The sequence below is a fragment of the Shimwellia pseudoproteus genome, assembly GCF_016415625.1.
In the GTDB taxonomy this organism is placed as follows: domain Bacteria; phylum Pseudomonadota; class Gammaproteobacteria; order Enterobacterales; family Enterobacteriaceae; genus Shimwellia; species Shimwellia pseudoproteus.
In genome coordinates this window covers 1-15211 of record NZ_WBXP01000020.1, presented here as the reverse complement: position 1 = coordinate 15211, position 15211 = coordinate 1, and the positions used below count along the sequence as shown (strand labels likewise).

General features: G+C 55.3%; 13 protein-coding genes. 9 read left to right on the top strand and 4 right to left on the bottom strand.

Annotated elements, in window-relative coordinates; translation table 11 throughout:
• The first annotated feature begins 180 nt into the window (after nucleotides 1-180).
• The 3 genes from ahpC (at nucleotide 181) to F9C28_RS10680 (ending at nucleotide 2996) form a co-directional block, all read left to right on the top strand.
• On the top strand, nucleotides 181-744 hold the full coding sequence (gene ahpC / locus F9C28_RS10690) for an alkyl hydroperoxide reductase subunit C (protein ID WP_199015297.1): 564 nt from the start codon (nucleotides 181-183) through the stop codon (nucleotides 742-744).
• Nucleotides 745-907: 163 nt separating this feature from the next.
• Nucleotides 908-2473 carry an alkyl hydroperoxide reductase subunit F gene (gene ahpF / locus F9C28_RS10685; RefSeq protein WP_199015295.1) on the top strand — a complete coding sequence of 522 codons (1566 nt, stop codon included), beginning with the start codon at nucleotides 908-910 and terminating at the stop codon, nucleotides 2471-2473.
• 211 nt (nucleotides 2474-2684) lie between these two features.
• The gene (locus F9C28_RS10680) at nucleotides 2685-2996 is read left to right on the top strand and encodes a hypothetical protein (RefSeq protein WP_199015293.1); all 312 of its coding nucleotides are present in this window, start codon (nucleotides 2685-2687) and stop codon (nucleotides 2994-2996) included.
• Nucleotides 2997-3056: 60 nt separating this feature from the next.
• Here F9C28_RS10680 and uspG read toward each other — a convergent pair whose 3' ends face one another.
• A complete protein-coding gene (gene uspG, locus F9C28_RS10675) occupies nucleotides 3057-3485 on the bottom strand; it encodes a universal stress protein UspG (RefSeq protein WP_199015291.1) in 429 nt (142 codons plus the stop codon).
• Nucleotides 3486-3707: 222 nt separating this feature from the next.
• The gene (gene metG, locus F9C28_RS10670) at nucleotides 3708-5738 is read right to left on the bottom strand and encodes a methionine--tRNA ligase (protein ID WP_199015289.1); all 2031 of its coding nucleotides are present in this window, start codon (nucleotides 5736-5738) and stop codon (nucleotides 3708-3710) included.
• A 151-nt stretch (nucleotides 5739-5889) separates the two neighbouring features.
• Between metG and apbC the strand changes: the two genes are divergently transcribed.
• Nucleotides 5890-6999 carry an iron-sulfur cluster carrier protein ApbC gene (gene apbC / locus F9C28_RS10665; RefSeq protein ID WP_199015287.1) on the top strand — a complete coding sequence of 370 codons (1110 nt, stop codon included), beginning with the start codon at nucleotides 5890-5892 and terminating at the stop codon, nucleotides 6997-6999.
• A 62-nt stretch (nucleotides 7000-7061) separates the two neighbouring features.
• On the opposite strand, the gene F9C28_RS10660 is transcribed toward apbC, so the two are convergent.
• Nucleotides 7062-7388: an RcnB family protein gene (locus F9C28_RS10660; protein WP_199015285.1), complete on the bottom strand. Its 327-nt coding sequence runs from the start codon at nucleotides 7386-7388 to the stop codon at nucleotides 7062-7064.
• A gap of 334 nt (nucleotides 7389-7722) precedes the next feature.
• On the opposite strand from F9C28_RS10660, the gene F9C28_RS10655 reads away from it, so the two are divergent.
• On the top strand, nucleotides 7723-8451 hold the full coding sequence (locus tag F9C28_RS10655; RefSeq protein WP_233149026.1) for a prepilin peptidase: 729 nt from the start codon (nucleotides 7723-7725) through the stop codon (nucleotides 8449-8451).
• Here the strand turns inward: F9C28_RS10655 and F9C28_RS10650 are convergent.
• Nucleotides 8438-9430, bottom strand: a complete 993-nt coding sequence (locus F9C28_RS10650) for a LysR substrate-binding domain-containing protein (protein WP_199015283.1) — start codon at nucleotides 9428-9430, stop codon at nucleotides 8438-8440. The two genes, F9C28_RS10655 and F9C28_RS10650, sit on opposite strands and share 14 nt — an antisense overlap.
• An 81-nt stretch (nucleotides 9431-9511) precedes the next feature.
• Here F9C28_RS10650 and F9C28_RS10645 point away from each other — a divergent pair, with 81 nt between their 5' ends.
• The 4 genes from F9C28_RS10645 (at nucleotide 9512) to F9C28_RS10630 (ending at nucleotide 14780) form a co-directional block, all read left to right on the top strand.
• The gene (locus F9C28_RS10645; RefSeq protein ID WP_199015281.1) at nucleotides 9512-10600 is read left to right on the top strand and encodes a tartrate dehydrogenase; all 1089 of its coding nucleotides are present in this window, start codon (nucleotides 9512-9514) and stop codon (nucleotides 10598-10600) included.
• Nucleotides 10601-10941: 341 nt separating this feature from the next.
• Nucleotides 10942-12546 (top strand): BCCT family transporter, encoded by a 1605-nt coding sequence (locus F9C28_RS10640; protein ID WP_199015279.1) that lies wholly within the window; start codon nucleotides 10942-10944, stop codon nucleotides 12544-12546.
• Between the two features lie 20 nt (nucleotides 12547-12566).
• Nucleotides 12567-13718 carry an aromatic ring-hydroxylating oxygenase subunit alpha gene (locus F9C28_RS10635; RefSeq protein ID WP_199015277.1) on the top strand — a complete coding sequence of 384 codons (1152 nt, stop codon included), beginning with the start codon at nucleotides 12567-12569 and terminating at the stop codon, nucleotides 13716-13718.
• Between the two features lie 99 nt (nucleotides 13719-13817).
• The gene (locus F9C28_RS10630) at nucleotides 13818-14780 is read left to right on the top strand and encodes a PDR/VanB family oxidoreductase (RefSeq protein WP_199015275.1); all 963 of its coding nucleotides are present in this window, start codon (nucleotides 13818-13820) and stop codon (nucleotides 14778-14780) included.
• The last annotated feature ends 431 nt before the right edge of the window (nucleotides 14781-15211 follow it).

Sequence of the window (15211 nt, the reverse complement as noted above, 5' to 3'; positions counted from 1 at the left end):
ATTCGTTACACAGGGAGTGTGAAAGTGGTGTGTTATGGTTTCGGTACGTAACAATACTGCCCGGGTAGATGGCAGTGTTTGTTAGCCTGCGCTTATCGATTCGATACGGCAAACACATTGGCGCAAATGCGATAAATCCATTACTTTACATCCCAACGAAACATATAGAGGAAGTTACAGATGTCTTTGATTAATACTAAAATTAAACCGTTCAAAAACGACGCATTCAAAAACGGCGAATTCGTACAGGTTACAGAAAAAGAGACTGAAGGCCGCTGGAGCGTGTTTTTCTTCTATCCGGCTGACTTTACCTTCGTTTGCCCCACCGAGCTGGGCGACCTGGCTGACCATTATGCCGAGTTCGAAAAACTGGGCGTAGACATCTACTCCGTTTCTACCGATACCCACTTTACCCATAAAGCATGGCACGGCAGCTCCGATACCATCGGCAAAATCAAATATGCGATGATCGGCGACCCGACCGGTACCCTGTGCCGTAACTTTGAAATCCTGCGTGAAGATGAAGGTCTGGCTAACCGCGGTACTTTCCTGGTCGACCCTCAGGGCATCATTCAGGCAACCGAAGTCACCGCTGAAGGTATCGGCCGCGACGCGACTGACCTGCTGCGTAAAGTGAAAGCGGCGCAGTATGTTGCGGCTCACCCAGGTGAAGTTTGCCCGGCTAAATGGAAAGAAGGCGAAGCAACACTGGCTCCATCACTGGACCTGGTTGGTAAAATCTAAGTTATCCACCCTCCGCATGCCACATGATGGCAGCGCCGTGACCGCCCCGGCACATTCGTCGCCGGGGATTTTGGTTCGTTGTCCACTTGCTGCATGCCCATCTGGATAACCTGATGTTTTAACCGGGTGCTTGTCACCCGTTTTTTTTTGCCAGGGAGATATTATGCTCGACACCACTATGAAGACCCAACTCAAAGCCTATCTTGAGAGATTAACCAAACCTGTTGAGTTGGTCGCTACGCTGGACGATGGTCAAAAATCAGCGGAAATCAGGGAGCTTCTGGCAGAAATCGCCGAATTATCAGATAAAGTCACCTTCCGTGAAGACAACACGCTGGCGGTTCGCAAACCTTCATTCTTGATAACTAACCCAGGCTCCCAGCACGGCCCGCGCTTTGCCGGTTCGCCACTGGGCCACGAATTTACCTCACTGGTTCTTGCCCTGTTGCAGACCGGTGGGCACCCGTCAAAAGAGGCGCAGGATCTGCTGGAGCAGGTGCGTCATCTGGATGGGGATTTTCATTTTGAAACCTACTATTCACTGTCGTGCCATAACTGCCCGGATGTTGTTCAGGCCCTTAACCTGATGGCTATCCTCAACCCGCGGGTGAGCCATACCGCCATTGACGGTGGCGTGTATCAGAACGAAATCACCGAGCGGAATATCATGGGGGTACCGGCGGTATTCCTGAACGGCAACGAATTTGGCCAGGGCCGCATGACGCTGGCAGAGATAGTCAGCAAGGTGGATACCGGGGCGGCAAAACGGACTGCCAGTGAACTGAGCAGCCGCGAGCCCTACGAAGTGCTGATCGTTGGTAGCGGCCCGTCCGGGGTTGCTGCATCGGTTTACTCTGCCCGTAAAGGGATCCGTACCGGTCTGATGGGCGAACGCTTTGGCGGCCAGATCCTCGATACCGTGGACATTGAAAACTACATTTCCGTGCCGAAAACCCAGGGTGAAAAACTGGCCGGGGCGCTGAAATCTCACGTTAATGATTACGATATTGACGTTATCGACAGCCAGAGTGCGGCGCGTTTTGTTCCCGCCAGTACCGCAGGCGGCCTGCACCAGATTGAAACCGAATCCGGCGCGGTGCTCAAAGCACGCAGCGTTATCATTGCCACCGGGGCAAAATGGCGCAATATGAACGTGCCGGGCGAAGATCAATACCGTACCAAAGGCGTAACCTATTGCCCGCACTGCGATGGCCCGCTGTTTAAAGGCAAACGCGTGGCGGTGATCGGCGGCGGTAACTCCGGCGTTGAAGCTGCTATCGATCTGGCCGGTATCGTTGAACATGTGACCCTGCTCGAATTTGCGCCGGAAATGAAAGCGGACCAGGTGCTGCAGGAAAAAGTCCGCAGCCTGGGCAATGTTGATATTGTGCTGAATGCCCAGACCACCGAAGTGAAAGGCGACGGCACCCGGGTGACCGGGCTGGAATATCGCGATCGGGTCAGCGGTGATGTGCATAACATTGCGCTGGCGGGGATCTTCGTACAGATTGGTCTGCTGCCGAACACCGGCTGGCTGGGCGAAGCGGTAGAGCGTAACAAGATGGGCGAGATAATCATTGATGCTAAGTGTGAAACCAGCGTCAAAGGTGTTTTCGCCGCCGGGGACTGCACCACCGTACCGTACAAACAGATCATTATCGCTGCCGGTGAAGGGGCAAAAGCGTCACTGAGCGCGTTTGATTACCTGATCCGTACTAGCCGCACATAATAAAAAGAAGTAAGGCAGCACCTGCACACAACGCCCCGGCCACTGGCCGGGGCGTTGCTTTATTTGCCCCACGCTACGCCACCGCCCCTTTTTCTGCCCGCGCCTACCCCAAACTTGATTAAGGGGTATATTGATAGAGTGCCCATACGCATTACGCCTATGAGATGATCAATCGGTTCACTTTTTATGTATACAAATGATGGGTAAGTCTATGAAAAAGATACTTACAGCGTTATTCGTCGCCATGATGACGCTCTGCGCGTCGCCCGCCGTTTTGGCCCATAAAGCCGGTACTGATGAATCCCCCGATACCCTGAATAGTGCCGGGGTGCAGGAGAAGGAAGCCGGTATGGATCAGCAGCAGGCTAACCAGGACCGGGCGGCCTCTTCTGCGTCGGGTAATACGACGGAATCTTATCTGCTGCAACAACAGGCCGATCAGGAGCAGAAAAAGGCCGATTCCCTGAAAGAGTCCGCCAGGGATGAGCAAAATTTGTCTGATGATGTGAATAGCGATCAGTAAGCCTGTGCTGGTGGCCTGCTACTATCTCGCCACAGCCCCCCAGGGGCTGTGGGGGGCTGGTTAGCGGACGGTGAATACCGGTTTTTTGGCGTGGCGCACAATGGTGGCCGCGTTAGAACCCAGCAGGTGGGTGGTAATACTGGGGTTTTTAGAGCCGATGACGATAACATCGGCATCCAGATCTTCCGCTGCCTGGTTTACCTCATCACGCACATTGCCGAAACGAACCAGCGGGATCACGCGCTCCGGCGGGAAAGAGAAGTGTTCACGCATCTGCTCAAGCCGGGTTTCCGCTTCTTTTTCCAGGTGCTCTTCAAAGCGGCGTAAATCCCGGGTAAAACCGTGCATGATCAATCTGGATGACTGCGGCAGGACGTGCAGCAGATAGATAATACCGTCGCCCTGGGCCAGAAACTCAGCGTGTTTTACCGCCTTGTCACTCAGATCCATTTCAAAGACATCAACGGGCATTAAGACTTTACTGTACATAAAACTCCTCCTTGCGTGTTTTATCTACTTATAGAAAGCCATAACCCGGCGGGTAATGTTTTGCGGTAGATTACATTTTTGCAATTTTTACAGTGCTTTTTTAACCTTCACTGGCGGAGCGAAAAATGGCTAACCGGCATGCAGGGCAGGTGCTGGGGGGAGGGGGAACAAAAAAGGCCCGCAGTGCGGGCCTTGATAGTGTGAGGCAAAGGGTGCAGCCGGTTATTTCACCTGCTGGCCAGGCTGGGCGCCGCTGTCCGGGCTGAGCAGGAAAATATCTTTCCCGCCAGGGCCGGCGGCCATCACCATCCCTTCCGAGATACCGAAACGCATTTTACGCGGGGCGAGGTTTGCCACCATCGCGGTCAGGCGGCCAACCAGCGCCTGGGGATCCGGGTAAGCAGAACGGATACCGGAGAAGACATTGCGCTTCTCACCGCCGAGATCCAGCGTCAGACGCAGCAGCTTGTCAGAGCCGTCAACAAATTCTGCATTCTCGATCAGCGCAACCCGCATATCCACTTTCGCGAAATCATCAAAAGTAATAGTTTCCTGGATAGGATCGTCCGCTAGCGGGCCCGTCACCGGTGCCGCGGCCGCTTTGACTTCTTCTTTCGATGCCTCAACCAGCGCCTCGACCTGTTTCATGTCGATGCGGTTATACAGTGCTTTAAAGGTATTCACCTTGTGGCTGCGCAGCGGTTGGTTGATACCGTCCCAGGTCAGTTCGGTATTGAGGAATGCTTCTGAACGGGTCGCTAAACCAGGCAGAACCGGCTTCAGATAGGTCATCAGCACCCGGAACAGGTTGATACCCATTGAACAGATGGACTGCAAATCCGCATCGCGACCTTCTTGTTTCGCCACGACCCAGGGGGCCTGCTCATCCACATAGCGGTTTGCCAGATCTGCCAGGGCCATGATTTCACGCACTGCGCGGCCAAATTCACGGCTCTCCCAGGCTTCACCAATAGTGGCTGCGGCATCGGTAAAGGTCTGGTACAGCGCCGGATCGGCAATGTCGGCCGCCAGTTCGCCACCAAAGCGCTTCGCGATAAAACCGGCATTACGGGACGCCAGGTTAACCACTTTGTTGACGATATCGGCATTCACCCGCTGGATAAAATCTTCCAGGTTCAGGTCAATATCATCAATGCGCGGGGAGAGTTTGGCCGTGTAGTAGTAACGCAGGCTATCCGCATCGAAATGTTTCAGCCAGGTACTGGCCTTAATAAAGGTGCCCCGGGACTTAGACATCTTGGCGCCGTTAACGGTGACATAACCGTGGACGAATAAGTTAGTCGGCTTGCGGAAACCGCTGCCTTCCAGCATGGCTGGCCAGAACAGACTGTGGAAATAGACGATATCTTTACCGATAAAGTGATACAGCTCAGCGTCAGAATCTTTCTTCCACCAGTCGTCAAAGTGCAGATCGTCGCGCTTATCGCACAGATTTTTGAATGACCCCATGTAGCCAATCGGCGCATCCAGCCAGACATAAAAATATTTGCCCGGCGCATCGGGAATTTCAAAGCCAAAATACGGCGCATCGCGGGAGATATCCCACTGTTGCAGGCCGGAGTCGAACCACTCCTGCATTTTATTGGCCACTTGTTCCTGCAGTGCCCCGGAACGGGTCCAGGCCTGGAGCATTTCGCTGAATGACGGCAGATCAAAGAAGAAGTGTTCTGATTCGCGCATGACCGGCGTAGCGCCAGACACCACAGACTTCGGCTCAATAAGCTCTGTCGGGCTATAAGTTGCGCCGCAGACTTCGCAGTTATCACCGTACTGATCCGGGGCTTTACATTTCGGGCAGGTGCCTTTTACGAAACGGTCTGGCAAGAACATGCCTTTTTCCGGGTCATACAGCTGGGAGATAGTGCGGTTTTTAATAAAACCATTTTCTTTCAGACGGCCATAGATCAGCGTCGACAGCTCGCGGTTTTCTTCACTGTGGGTCGAGTGATAGTTGTCATAGCTGATGTCAAAACCAGCGAAATCCGTCTGATGTTCCTGACTCATTTCCGCGATCATCTGCTCCGGCGTGATCCCCAATTGCTGGGCTTTCAGCATAATTGGCGTGCCGTGCGCATCGTCGGCGCAGATGAAATTCACCTGGTGGCCGCGCATTCGCTGATAACGGACCCAGACGTCAGCCTGGATATGCTCCAGCATATGGCCAAGGTGGATAGAGCCGTTTGCGTACGGAAGCGCGCACGTTACCAGAATTTTTTTCGCGACTTGAGTCATAGTGACAATGATTTCTTCAGTTGTAAAAAGGGCTTTTGATGTTACCTGAAAAGCACAGTCTTTGGTAAGCCTAAAGCTAATTGTGGGGGAATTATTCCCTTTCGGGTACACTTAGCAGACACGCTTTTTAAGCACAAAAAAAGGAGTCGGGATGAGTTCGCAATCCCCGGCCAAATCTCCGGAAGCCTTGCGTGCAATGGTTGCCGGAACCCTGGCCAATTTTCAACATCCTACATTGCGCCACAATCTGACAGCGCTGAAAGCGTTGCACCATGTGGCGTGGATGGACGGGCGGTTACATATTGAACTGCAAATGCCTTTTGCCTGGCGCAGCGGTTTTGAGGTGCTGAAAGAGCAAGTGAGCGCGGAACTGCTGCGCATCACTGGCGCATCGGCCATTGACTGGAAGCTAAGCCACAACATCGCCACCCTGAAGCGGGTAAAAAACCAGCCGGGCATTAACGGGGTGAAAAACATTATCGCCATCAGTTCCGGTAAAGGCGGGGTAGGGAAGTCCTCGACGGCGGTGAACCTCGCGCTGGCGCTGGCGGCGGAAGGGGCGAAAGTCGGGATTCTGGACGCCGATATCTATGGCCCGTCAATCCCGATGATGCTGGGCGCCGAACATGAGCGTCCCACCTCACCGGACGGTACCCATATGGCGCCGATCATCGCCTATGGCCTGGCAACCAACTCTATCGGTTACCTGGTTACCGATGATAACGCCATGGTGTGGCGCGGCCCGATGGCCAGCAAGGCCCTGATGCAGATGTTGCAGGAGACGCTGTGGCCGGACCTGGATTATCTGGTGCTGGATATGCCGCCGGGGACCGGGGACATTCAGCTTACCCTGGCCCAGAACGTGCCGGTGACCGGGGCGGTAGTGGTGACCACACCGCAGGATATCGCGCTGATCGATGCCAAAAAAGGGATCGTGATGTTCGAGAAAGTAGAGGTGCCGGTGCTGGGTATTGTTGAGAATATGAGCGTTCATATTTGCAGCAATTGCGGCCATCATGAGCCTATCTTTGGTACCGGTGGGGCCCAGAAACTGGCTGAGAAATACCACACCCAGCTGTTAGGCCAGATGCCGCTGCATATTTCACTGCGTGAAGATTTGGATCGCGGTGAACCGACGGTGGCCAGCCGGCCAGACAGCGAATTTACGACGCTATATCGCCAGTTAGCGGGCCAGGTTGCTGCCCAGCTTTACTGGCAGGGTGAGGTTATCCCCGGGGACATTGCGTTCCGCGCGGTATAACTCACCTGATGACGACTGCAGCCCCGCCCGGGGCTGCAGCTATTTGCGGTCCTGTCTGGCAATCAGTGCTGATAGAAAATATCGCCGGACATGATACGTAACACTTTCTTATCCGTGCGCGACACCTGCACATAATCCCCGCCCATATAGGTCCAGAAACTGTCTGCATCCGGTACCGGAAGATGACGCTGGCTCCAGTTGGTGATTTCATAGGGCTTAGTCAGATAGAGATCCGGCACCACATCCCCGATTTTGAATACGCGAAAATCTTCGGTGGTTTCTTTAAGATCGAAAGAGCTTGCGTCGCCAGCGGCATGGCTCAGACCACTAAATGTGAAACCACTCAGTGCCACCATGGCAGATAAAATGACTGCTTTAGATTTACCCATAATAACTCCGATACCGGCGGATGGCTGCAGGTATGAAATGCATCCGCTACGTAAATAGTACAACCCAATCGGGCGATTTTTCCTCTCGTTCAGCGCCGGAGGCAATCCCAATAATGTGAAAAACAGTGTCAACAGCCGCGGCTGTTACCCGTGGTTCTGACTCAGGATGGCGGAATTGTACGCTGAATTGCTCATAATGTGGTACACCCCGCTGCATTGTTCCTGACCAGACGCGTTTTTTTACAGCGCGGGCCGCATTATCTGACCGTTGCGCTGGTGTCGAAAACCGGCCTAAGCATAGCATGGCCCGGTGTAAGCTGCTGGGGGAGGCGCGATGACGGAACTGGTGATAATGGCCTGCGGTGCCGGGGGCGGTGCGCTGGCCTATCTGCTGGCCGGGGCTATCCCCAGGGTGCTGCAAGCTGACGACCAGGCGGAGGTTTACCGCTGCCTGCCGCCGTTAGCCCACTGGCCCCGGGCCGGGTGGCTCCGGCTGCTGTCGCGGGCCGCACTGGGCCTGGTAGACAGGGGCGCAGGATTCTGGGCCGCGGTGTGCTGTGGTGGCCTGATGGCATTGCCGGTGGTCTGGCTATTTTCTGGTCTATCTTCCGTAGAATGCATCGCGGGCTGGGTGCTGGGGGTGATACTGCTTTGCGCTGCGCTGGTGGATCTGCGCCACGGGCTACTGCCGGATCGGCTGACATTCCCGCTGCTGTGGGGGGGATTATTGCTGGCGCTGGCGGGGCACGGACCCGCGCTGCATAGCGCAGTGGCCGGTGCGGCGGTGGGGTATATCTTGCTCTGGGGAACCGGCTGGGGGTTTTATTTACTGACCGGCCGGGAAGGGCTCGGCTACGGGGATGCGAAACTGGCCGCCGCACTGGGGGGCTGGTTGGGGGCCGCTGCGCTTCCGGGGTGCTTGCTGGCGGCATCGTTACTGGGGCTGATATATGTCGCGGGCTTGCGGGTTATGGGCCAGCGGCCGGCCTCGATCCCCTTTGGCCCGGGGCTGGCGCTGGCGGGCTGGGGGTGCTGGCTCTACCAGTCCGCTACTCTCTGGTGACCGCCTGGCCGGGCAACGCGTCCGGGGCAGGGTAGCGCGGGCGCGGTTCGTGGCGCTGGTAATGCTGTGCGAAATACTGGCGCAAGAACTCCACGCTGACCCGTACCCGGGCGGACATGGCCAGCCGGGTGACGTACACCGCCCAGATATTGGCCGGCTGATAGTAGTCCGGCAGAATGTGCACCAGCTTACCGGCGGCAATGTTGTCTTTGACATCCCACCAGGAGCGCAGTGCGACCCCCATACCGTCCAGACACCACTGGTGAACTATCTCCCCGTGGTTAGAGGCCAGGGCGCCGGTCACTTTCAGGCTGTGTTCCGCACCATCGGGCCCCTGCATTGACCAGACCCCAAACGGGTGATCGCGCTCTTTAATGACCAGACAAGGCATACCGCTTAACTCGTTTAGCGAGCGGGGGACCCCTTCCCGGTGCAGAAAATCCGGGGCGGCGCACAGAATACGGTAATTGGTGCCCAGTTTGCGGGCAATAAGGTTGGGGTCGATGTCATCCCCTACCCGGATGTCGAGATCCACCCCTTCATTGACCAGATCGACAATCTTATCCTGGACGTCAAAACGCACTTCAAGGTTCGGATACTCCCGGGAGAGTGCCGAGAGCGCCGGGGCCACAAAGCGGCGACCAAAGCCGAAGCTGCTGACCACCCGCAAGGTGCCCTGGGGATCCTGGCGGATATCCGACAGCTCATCCATCATCTGATCCACATCATGCAGAATGCGCTGGGCCCATTCATAAATACGCTCGCCGTCTTCGGTGATGGTTACCCGGCGGGTAGTGCGGTGCAGAAGTGTCACATTCAGGGTATTTTCCAGCAGCGCAATACGTTTACTGATAAACGCCGGTGAGACCCCCATCTCTTCCGCAGCCGCCGCGAATCCTGCCCGGCGGGCCACAATAATAAAGACGCGCAGGTCGCTCAGTATCGGCAGATTATTCATGATCTGTGTTTTATGTTTCACTGGTTTGGGTATTGGATATAAATCAGTCAATTATAGGATAGAGGGGAAGTCAATTTTCACCGTCCATAAGTGAGATCTCCGATGAAGAAAACCTACCGTATTGCGGCCATCCCGGGTGATGGCATTGGCCAGGAAGTGATCCCGGAAGGGATCCGCGTATTACAGGCGGCGGCCAGCCAGTGGGATTTATCCCTGGATTTTGAACATATTGAATGGGCCAGCTGCGAATACTACCAGCACCACGGCAAGATGATGCCGGACGGCTGGTTTGACCAACTCAGCACCTTTGATGCCATCTATTTTGGGGCCGTGGGCTGGCCGGATACGGTGCCGGACCATATTTCGTTATGGGGATCGCTGCTTAAATTCCGTCAGGATTTCCAGCAGTACGTTAACCTGCGCCCGGTGCGTTTGTTCCCCGGGGTGCCGTGCCCGCTGGCGGGTAAGCGTCCCGGCGATATCGATTTTTATGTGGTGCGGGAAAATACCGAAGGGGAGTATTCGTCGGTTGGCGGGCGCCTGTACGAAGGGACCGATCGCGAAGTGGTGATTCAGGAGTCGGTATTTACCCGCCAGGGGGTGGATCGCATTCTGAAATATGCCTTCGAACTGGCCCGCAGCCGTCCGCGTAAGCGGCTCACCTCGGCCACCAAATCCAACGGCCTTGCCATTAGCATGCCTTACTGGGATGAGCGTCTGGCGGCGATGGCCAGTGACTATCCGGATATCAGTTGGGATAAGCAGCACATTGATATTCTTTGCGCCCGCTTTGTGCTGAACCCGGAGCGTTTTGATGTGGTGGTGGCGTCAAATCTCTTTGGCGATATCCTCTCGGATTTGGGGCCAGCCTGCGCCGGTACTATCGGTATTGCGCCATCGGCCAACCTTAACCCGGAGCGTAACTTCCCGTCCCTGTTTGAACCGGTTCACGGTTCCGCGCCGGATATCTTTGGCAAAAATGTCGCTAACCCCATCGCCACCATTTGGGCCGGGGCGATGATGCTGGAATTCCTCGGTGAGGGGCAGGCCAACTACCAGGCGGCCAGCCAGGGCATTATGAAGGCTATCGAGCAGGTGATTGCCAGCGGCCCGCGCACCCCGGATATGCAGGGGCAGGCCTCTACCCAGCAAGTGGGGGCGGCGATTGCCGCACGGCTTCTCGCGGATTGATTAACAGGGTTTATCGGTTATCACCACGCCTCCGGGCGTGGTTTTTTATGACCTGGAAATAATCACCGGCAAAACAGCGGATTAAAAAAACGCGTGCCGTCCTGACTTACGGTGATTATCTGCGTCAGCTCACAAGACATTATTTCCGCTACGTGATTTATCCCTTCACAGATTACTGGATTGTATTAGCCCGGTGATTTCACGACACTTGTATTTGTTAATGAAGGGTGAACACAAAGTGACATTAATGTGCAAGTGTGACCCCTGCGTGGTGTAACACAACAACACACCTAAAAAGGTTCCGGTCGCGATACCGGTAAACCACCTGCAGGAGAAAACCCATGTTGAGCAAGTCGAAAAAAGATGTGCCGCTGATTGCGGCGAGTCTGCTGGCAATAGGCGCGATAGCAGTGTCACTGAGCCTGTTTCCCGATCAGACTGCGGTAATAGCGAATACCATTTTTAACGGCGTCACCCGCATGCTGGGCTCTACTATCCAGGTTATCGTACTGGCGGCGTTAGCGCTGGTGGTATACCTGGCCGTCAGTAAATACGGCAACATTCGCCTGGGCGAGGGCAAGCCGCAATATCGCACCGCCTCCTGGCTGTTTATGTTTATCTGCGCCGGGCTGGGATCCTCCACCCTGTACTGGGGGGTGATGGAGTGGGCCTATTACTACCAGACCCCGGGGCTGAATATCCCCCCGAAAACGCCCCAGGCCCTGGAGTACAGCATCAGTTACTCCTTTTTCCACTGGGGAGTGAGTGCCTGGGCCACTTATGCGCTGGCATCCCTGATCATGGCCTACCATTTCCACGTGCGGAAAAATAAAGGGCTCAGCCTGTCAGGCATTATCTCCGCTATTCTCGGCATCAAACCTCAGGGGGTGTGGGGCCGTCTGGTGGATCTTATTTTTCTGATTGCCACCGTTGGCGCGCTGACGATTTCGCTGGTGGTGACCGCCGCTACCTTTACGCGGGGCTTCACGGCGTTAACTGGCGTCCCGGATACTTTTATGGTCCAGGCTTGTGTGATCCTGCTGGCGGCGGTGATTTTTTGCCTGAGCTCATACATCGGCATTGATAACGGCATGCAGCAGCTCAGCAAGCTGGTGGGCTGGGGGGCGGTGGGCTTTGCCCTGCTGGTATTGCTGATGGGCCCGACTGAATTCACCATCAATAACACCATTAACGCCATCGGCCTGACTACCCAACACTTTCTGCAAATGAGCCTGTTTACCGACCCGTTAGGGGATGGTGCCTTCACGCGTAACTGGACGGTGTTTTACTGGCTGTGGTGGATCTCCTATACCCCGGGGGTGGCGATGTTCGTCACCCGGGTCTCCCGCGGGCGCAAGATAAAAGAGGTTATCTGGGCGCTGTTACTGGGGAGCACGCTGGGCTGCTGGTTCTTCTTCGGGGTGCTGGAAAGCTACGCCATGCACCAGTTTATTACCGGGGTAATTAACGTGCCCGAGGTACTGAATACTCAGGGCGGAGAGAGTGCCGTACAGATGCTGCTGATGGCGCTACCGGCGGGTAAGCTGTTCCTGGCCGGCTACCTGTTTATCATGATTATTTTCCTTGCCTCCCATATGGATGCGGTGGCTTACACCATGGCGGCTACCAGCACCCGGGGGCTGCAGGAGGGGGAAGATCCCAGCCGCAGTATGCGCCTGTTCTGGTGTGTGGTTATTACCCTGATCCCGCTTTCTATCCTGTTTACCGGCGCCTCACTGGAAACCATGAAAACCACCGTGGTACTGACTGCGCTGCCCTTCCTGGTGGTGCTGATGATCAAAACCTGGGGACTGGTGCGCTGGCTGAAGCAAGACTACGCCGATATCCCCGCTCACCTGATTGAGCACAGTCTTCCCCGGCTGGCGGAACCGGCCCCGACAACACCAACCCTTTCTGTACCTGAAAACCAAAAACAGCCTGGATGATAATAAAAGAGGAACTGACGATGAGCCATGTAACACCGATTAAACCTGACTTCACCTTACCGAAAAACTTTTGTGCCGATCCGGCGAATGCCTGGACTATTCCGGCCCGGTTTTACACCAGCCCAGAGGTGTTTGAGCAAGAAAAAGAACTGATCTTTGCCCGCAGCTGGCTGTGTGTTGGCCACGTGAGTGAGGTTGCCGAACCGAATGCCTACATCACCCGGGAGGTGATTGGCGAAAGTATTTTGGTGGTGCGCGGCCGCGACCGGGTACTGCGCGCGTTTTATAATGTTTGCCCCCACCGGGGCCACCAGTTGCTGAGCGGTGACGGTAAGGCACGTAATGTCATCACCTGCCCGTATCACGCCTGGGCGTTTAAGCTGGACGGCGAACTCGCCCATGCCCGTAACTGTGAAAATGTCGCTAATTTCGATAAAACCAAAGCCGATCTGGTGCCGGTGCAGGTCGAAGAGTACGGCGGGTTTGTCTTTATCAATATGGACCCGGCAGCGGGCAGCGTGGAGCAGCAGCTCCCCGGATTGCAAAGTAAGCTGCTGGAAGCGCGCCCCAATGCCGGGTCGTTAAAGCTGGCGGCCCGGTTTGTGACCCGCACCCCGGCGAACTGGAAGAATATCGTCGACAACTATCTGGAATGTTACCACTGTGGCCCGGCCCACCCTGGCTTTGCTGACTCGGTGCAGGTGGATCGCTACTGGCATACGCTACACGGCAACTGGACCCTGCAATTTGGTTACGCCCGGCCTTCTGAGCAGTCCTTCAACTTTGAGGCGAGCGATGACGCGGCATTCCACGGCTTCTGGTTATGGCCGTGCACCATGTTTAACGTGACCCCGATGCCGGACATGATGACAGTGATTTATGAATTCCCGGTGGATGCGGACACCACCCTGCAACACTACGATATCTACTTTGCCAATGAGGAACTTACCCCGGAGCAGGAGCAACTGATCGCCTGGTACCGGGATGTGTTCCGCCCGGAAGATTTACGGCTGGTGGAAAGTGTCCAGAAAGGGCTTAAGTCCCGGGGGTATCGCGGCCAGGGGCGGATCATGGCCGACAGTACCGGCAGCGGTATCAGCGAGCACGGCATTGCCCATTTCCACAATCTGGTGGCCGGGGTCTTTGCGCAACCGCGTCCCGACGATTGTTGATCTCCGGTGGGGCATTAACTGACTGGTGACTATCCTGGCCTGCCCCCCGGGGGCGGGCTAGCCCGCACTGCACTGCGGGATGATAATGGAGATGTTGTGATGGCTGATTATCAAATGCTTACTGTTGTGGTAAGCGAGATTGAGCGTGTTACCCCTGAAATAGTCTGTTTTACCTTGATTCGCCCGGACGGTGGCCCCTTGCCGCCCTTTACCGGCGGCAGCCATATTATCGTACAGATGACGCAAGGTGAGCGGCAGTACAGTAATGCGTATTCGTTAATGAATGATCCGGCCGATCGCCGCTGCTACCAGATTGGCGTGCGTCTTGAGGCGGATTCCCGGGGCGGATCGCGGTTTATGCATCAGCAGGTGGCGGTGGGGGATCGTTTGCTTATCTCTGCTCCGCAGAATATGTTCGCCCTGGCGGATGCTCCCGGGCACCTGATGATTGCCGGGGGGATTGGGATAACGCCCTTTATTGCTCAGGGTTATGAGCTGGCCCGACGCGGCCAGGAATTTAGCCTGCATTATTGCTACCGCAACGACGACAGCGGCGCATTTCGCGATAGCCTGGGCCAGCCGCCGTTTGCTGGCAGGGTCCATGAGCACTGCTCTTCCCGGGGGCAGCGCCTTGATGTCCCGCGCCTGCTGGCCGATGTTGACCCGCACACCCATATTTACTGTTGTGGTCCGGCCTCCCTGAACACGGAAGTGCAGCAGGTGGCGGCGGCGCTCGGCATTCAGCGGGAGCGTATTCATGTTGAACAGTTTGCCATTGAGAATAAATCCGGGGCGGCCTTTACACTGGCGCTGGCCCGGTCCGGCACCACGCTGACGGTAGGGCCGGATATGACGATTATCCAGGCCATCGAAAACAGCAAGGCGGCCAAGGTTGAATGCCTGTGTCGTGAGGGGATTTGCGGTACCTGTGAAACTACTATTCTGGAGGGCGAAGCGGACCACCGTGACCAGTATCTGAGTGAGGAAGAACGGGCCGCCCAGAAAAGCCTGCTGATCTGTTGCTCACGGGCGAGGGGCAATAAGCTGGTGCTTGATCTCTAATTATCTGCCGGGCTTGTCCGGCAGTCTGCTTACTGCCAGAAGGCTGGATGCCCATATTATTTATGGGCAATGCGCTGCCGCTGAATTGTAGCGGGAAAATAAAAAAGTTCATGTAAACTGTTATTCGTTTATTAATTATTAATAAATAAACGTCAGTTAATTGATTACTGATGCTAACGTCTTGTCCACTATCCCTATTTTTTATTTTTTCCCTCTTAATCTTTTCCTCATGTTTCCCCGCTATTTTATACACTAGCGATCAACCTGATCGTCAGTCCTTATTTAATGGCAGATATTTATTTGTGGTTTATATCGGCGGGTAGAGGATAGCACTGGCTTTGTTGAATAAATCGAACTTTTAGCCGAAATTAGGATCAGATCACCACACTCCTGACCCTGTAGCGACATCCTGTGACAAAGCAAAAGTTCAA

Coding starts and splice junctions, on each gene's coding strand:
- apbC (WP_199015287.1), top strand. CDS start 5,890: ATGAGTTCGCAATCCCCGGCCAAATCTCCGGAAGCCTTGCGTGCAATG.
- F9C28_RS10655 (WP_233149026.1), top strand. CDS start 7,723: ATGACGGAACTGGTGATAATGGCCTGCGGTGCCGGGGGCGGTGCGCTG.
- F9C28_RS10640 (WP_199015279.1), top strand. CDS start 10,942: ATGTTGAGCAAGTCGAAAAAAGATGTGCCGCTGATTGCGGCGAGTCTG.
- ahpC (WP_199015297.1), top strand. CDS start 181: ATGTCTTTGATTAATACTAAAATTAAACCGTTCAAAAACGACGCATTC.
- F9C28_RS10645 (WP_199015281.1), top strand. CDS start 9,512: ATGAAGAAAACCTACCGTATTGCGGCCATCCCGGGTGATGGCATTGGC.
- metG (WP_199015289.1), bottom strand. CDS start 5,738: ATGACTCAAGTCGCGAAAAAAATTCTGGTAACGTGCGCGCTTCCGTAC.
- F9C28_RS10630 (WP_199015275.1), top strand. CDS start 13,818: ATGGCTGATTATCAAATGCTTACTGTTGTGGTAAGCGAGATTGAGCGT.
- F9C28_RS10635 (WP_199015277.1), top strand. CDS start 12,567: ATGAGCCATGTAACACCGATTAAACCTGACTTCACCTTACCGAAAAAC.
- F9C28_RS10660 (WP_199015285.1), bottom strand. CDS start 7,388: ATGGGTAAATCTAAAGCAGTCATTTTATCTGCCATGGTGGCACTGAGT.
- uspG (WP_199015291.1), bottom strand. CDS start 3,485: ATGTACAGTAAAGTCTTAATGCCCGTTGATGTCTTTGAAATGGATCTG.
- ahpF (WP_199015295.1), top strand. CDS start 908: ATGCTCGACACCACTATGAAGACCCAACTCAAAGCCTATCTTGAGAGA.
- F9C28_RS10680 (WP_199015293.1), top strand. CDS start 2,685: ATGAAAAAGATACTTACAGCGTTATTCGTCGCCATGATGACGCTCTGC.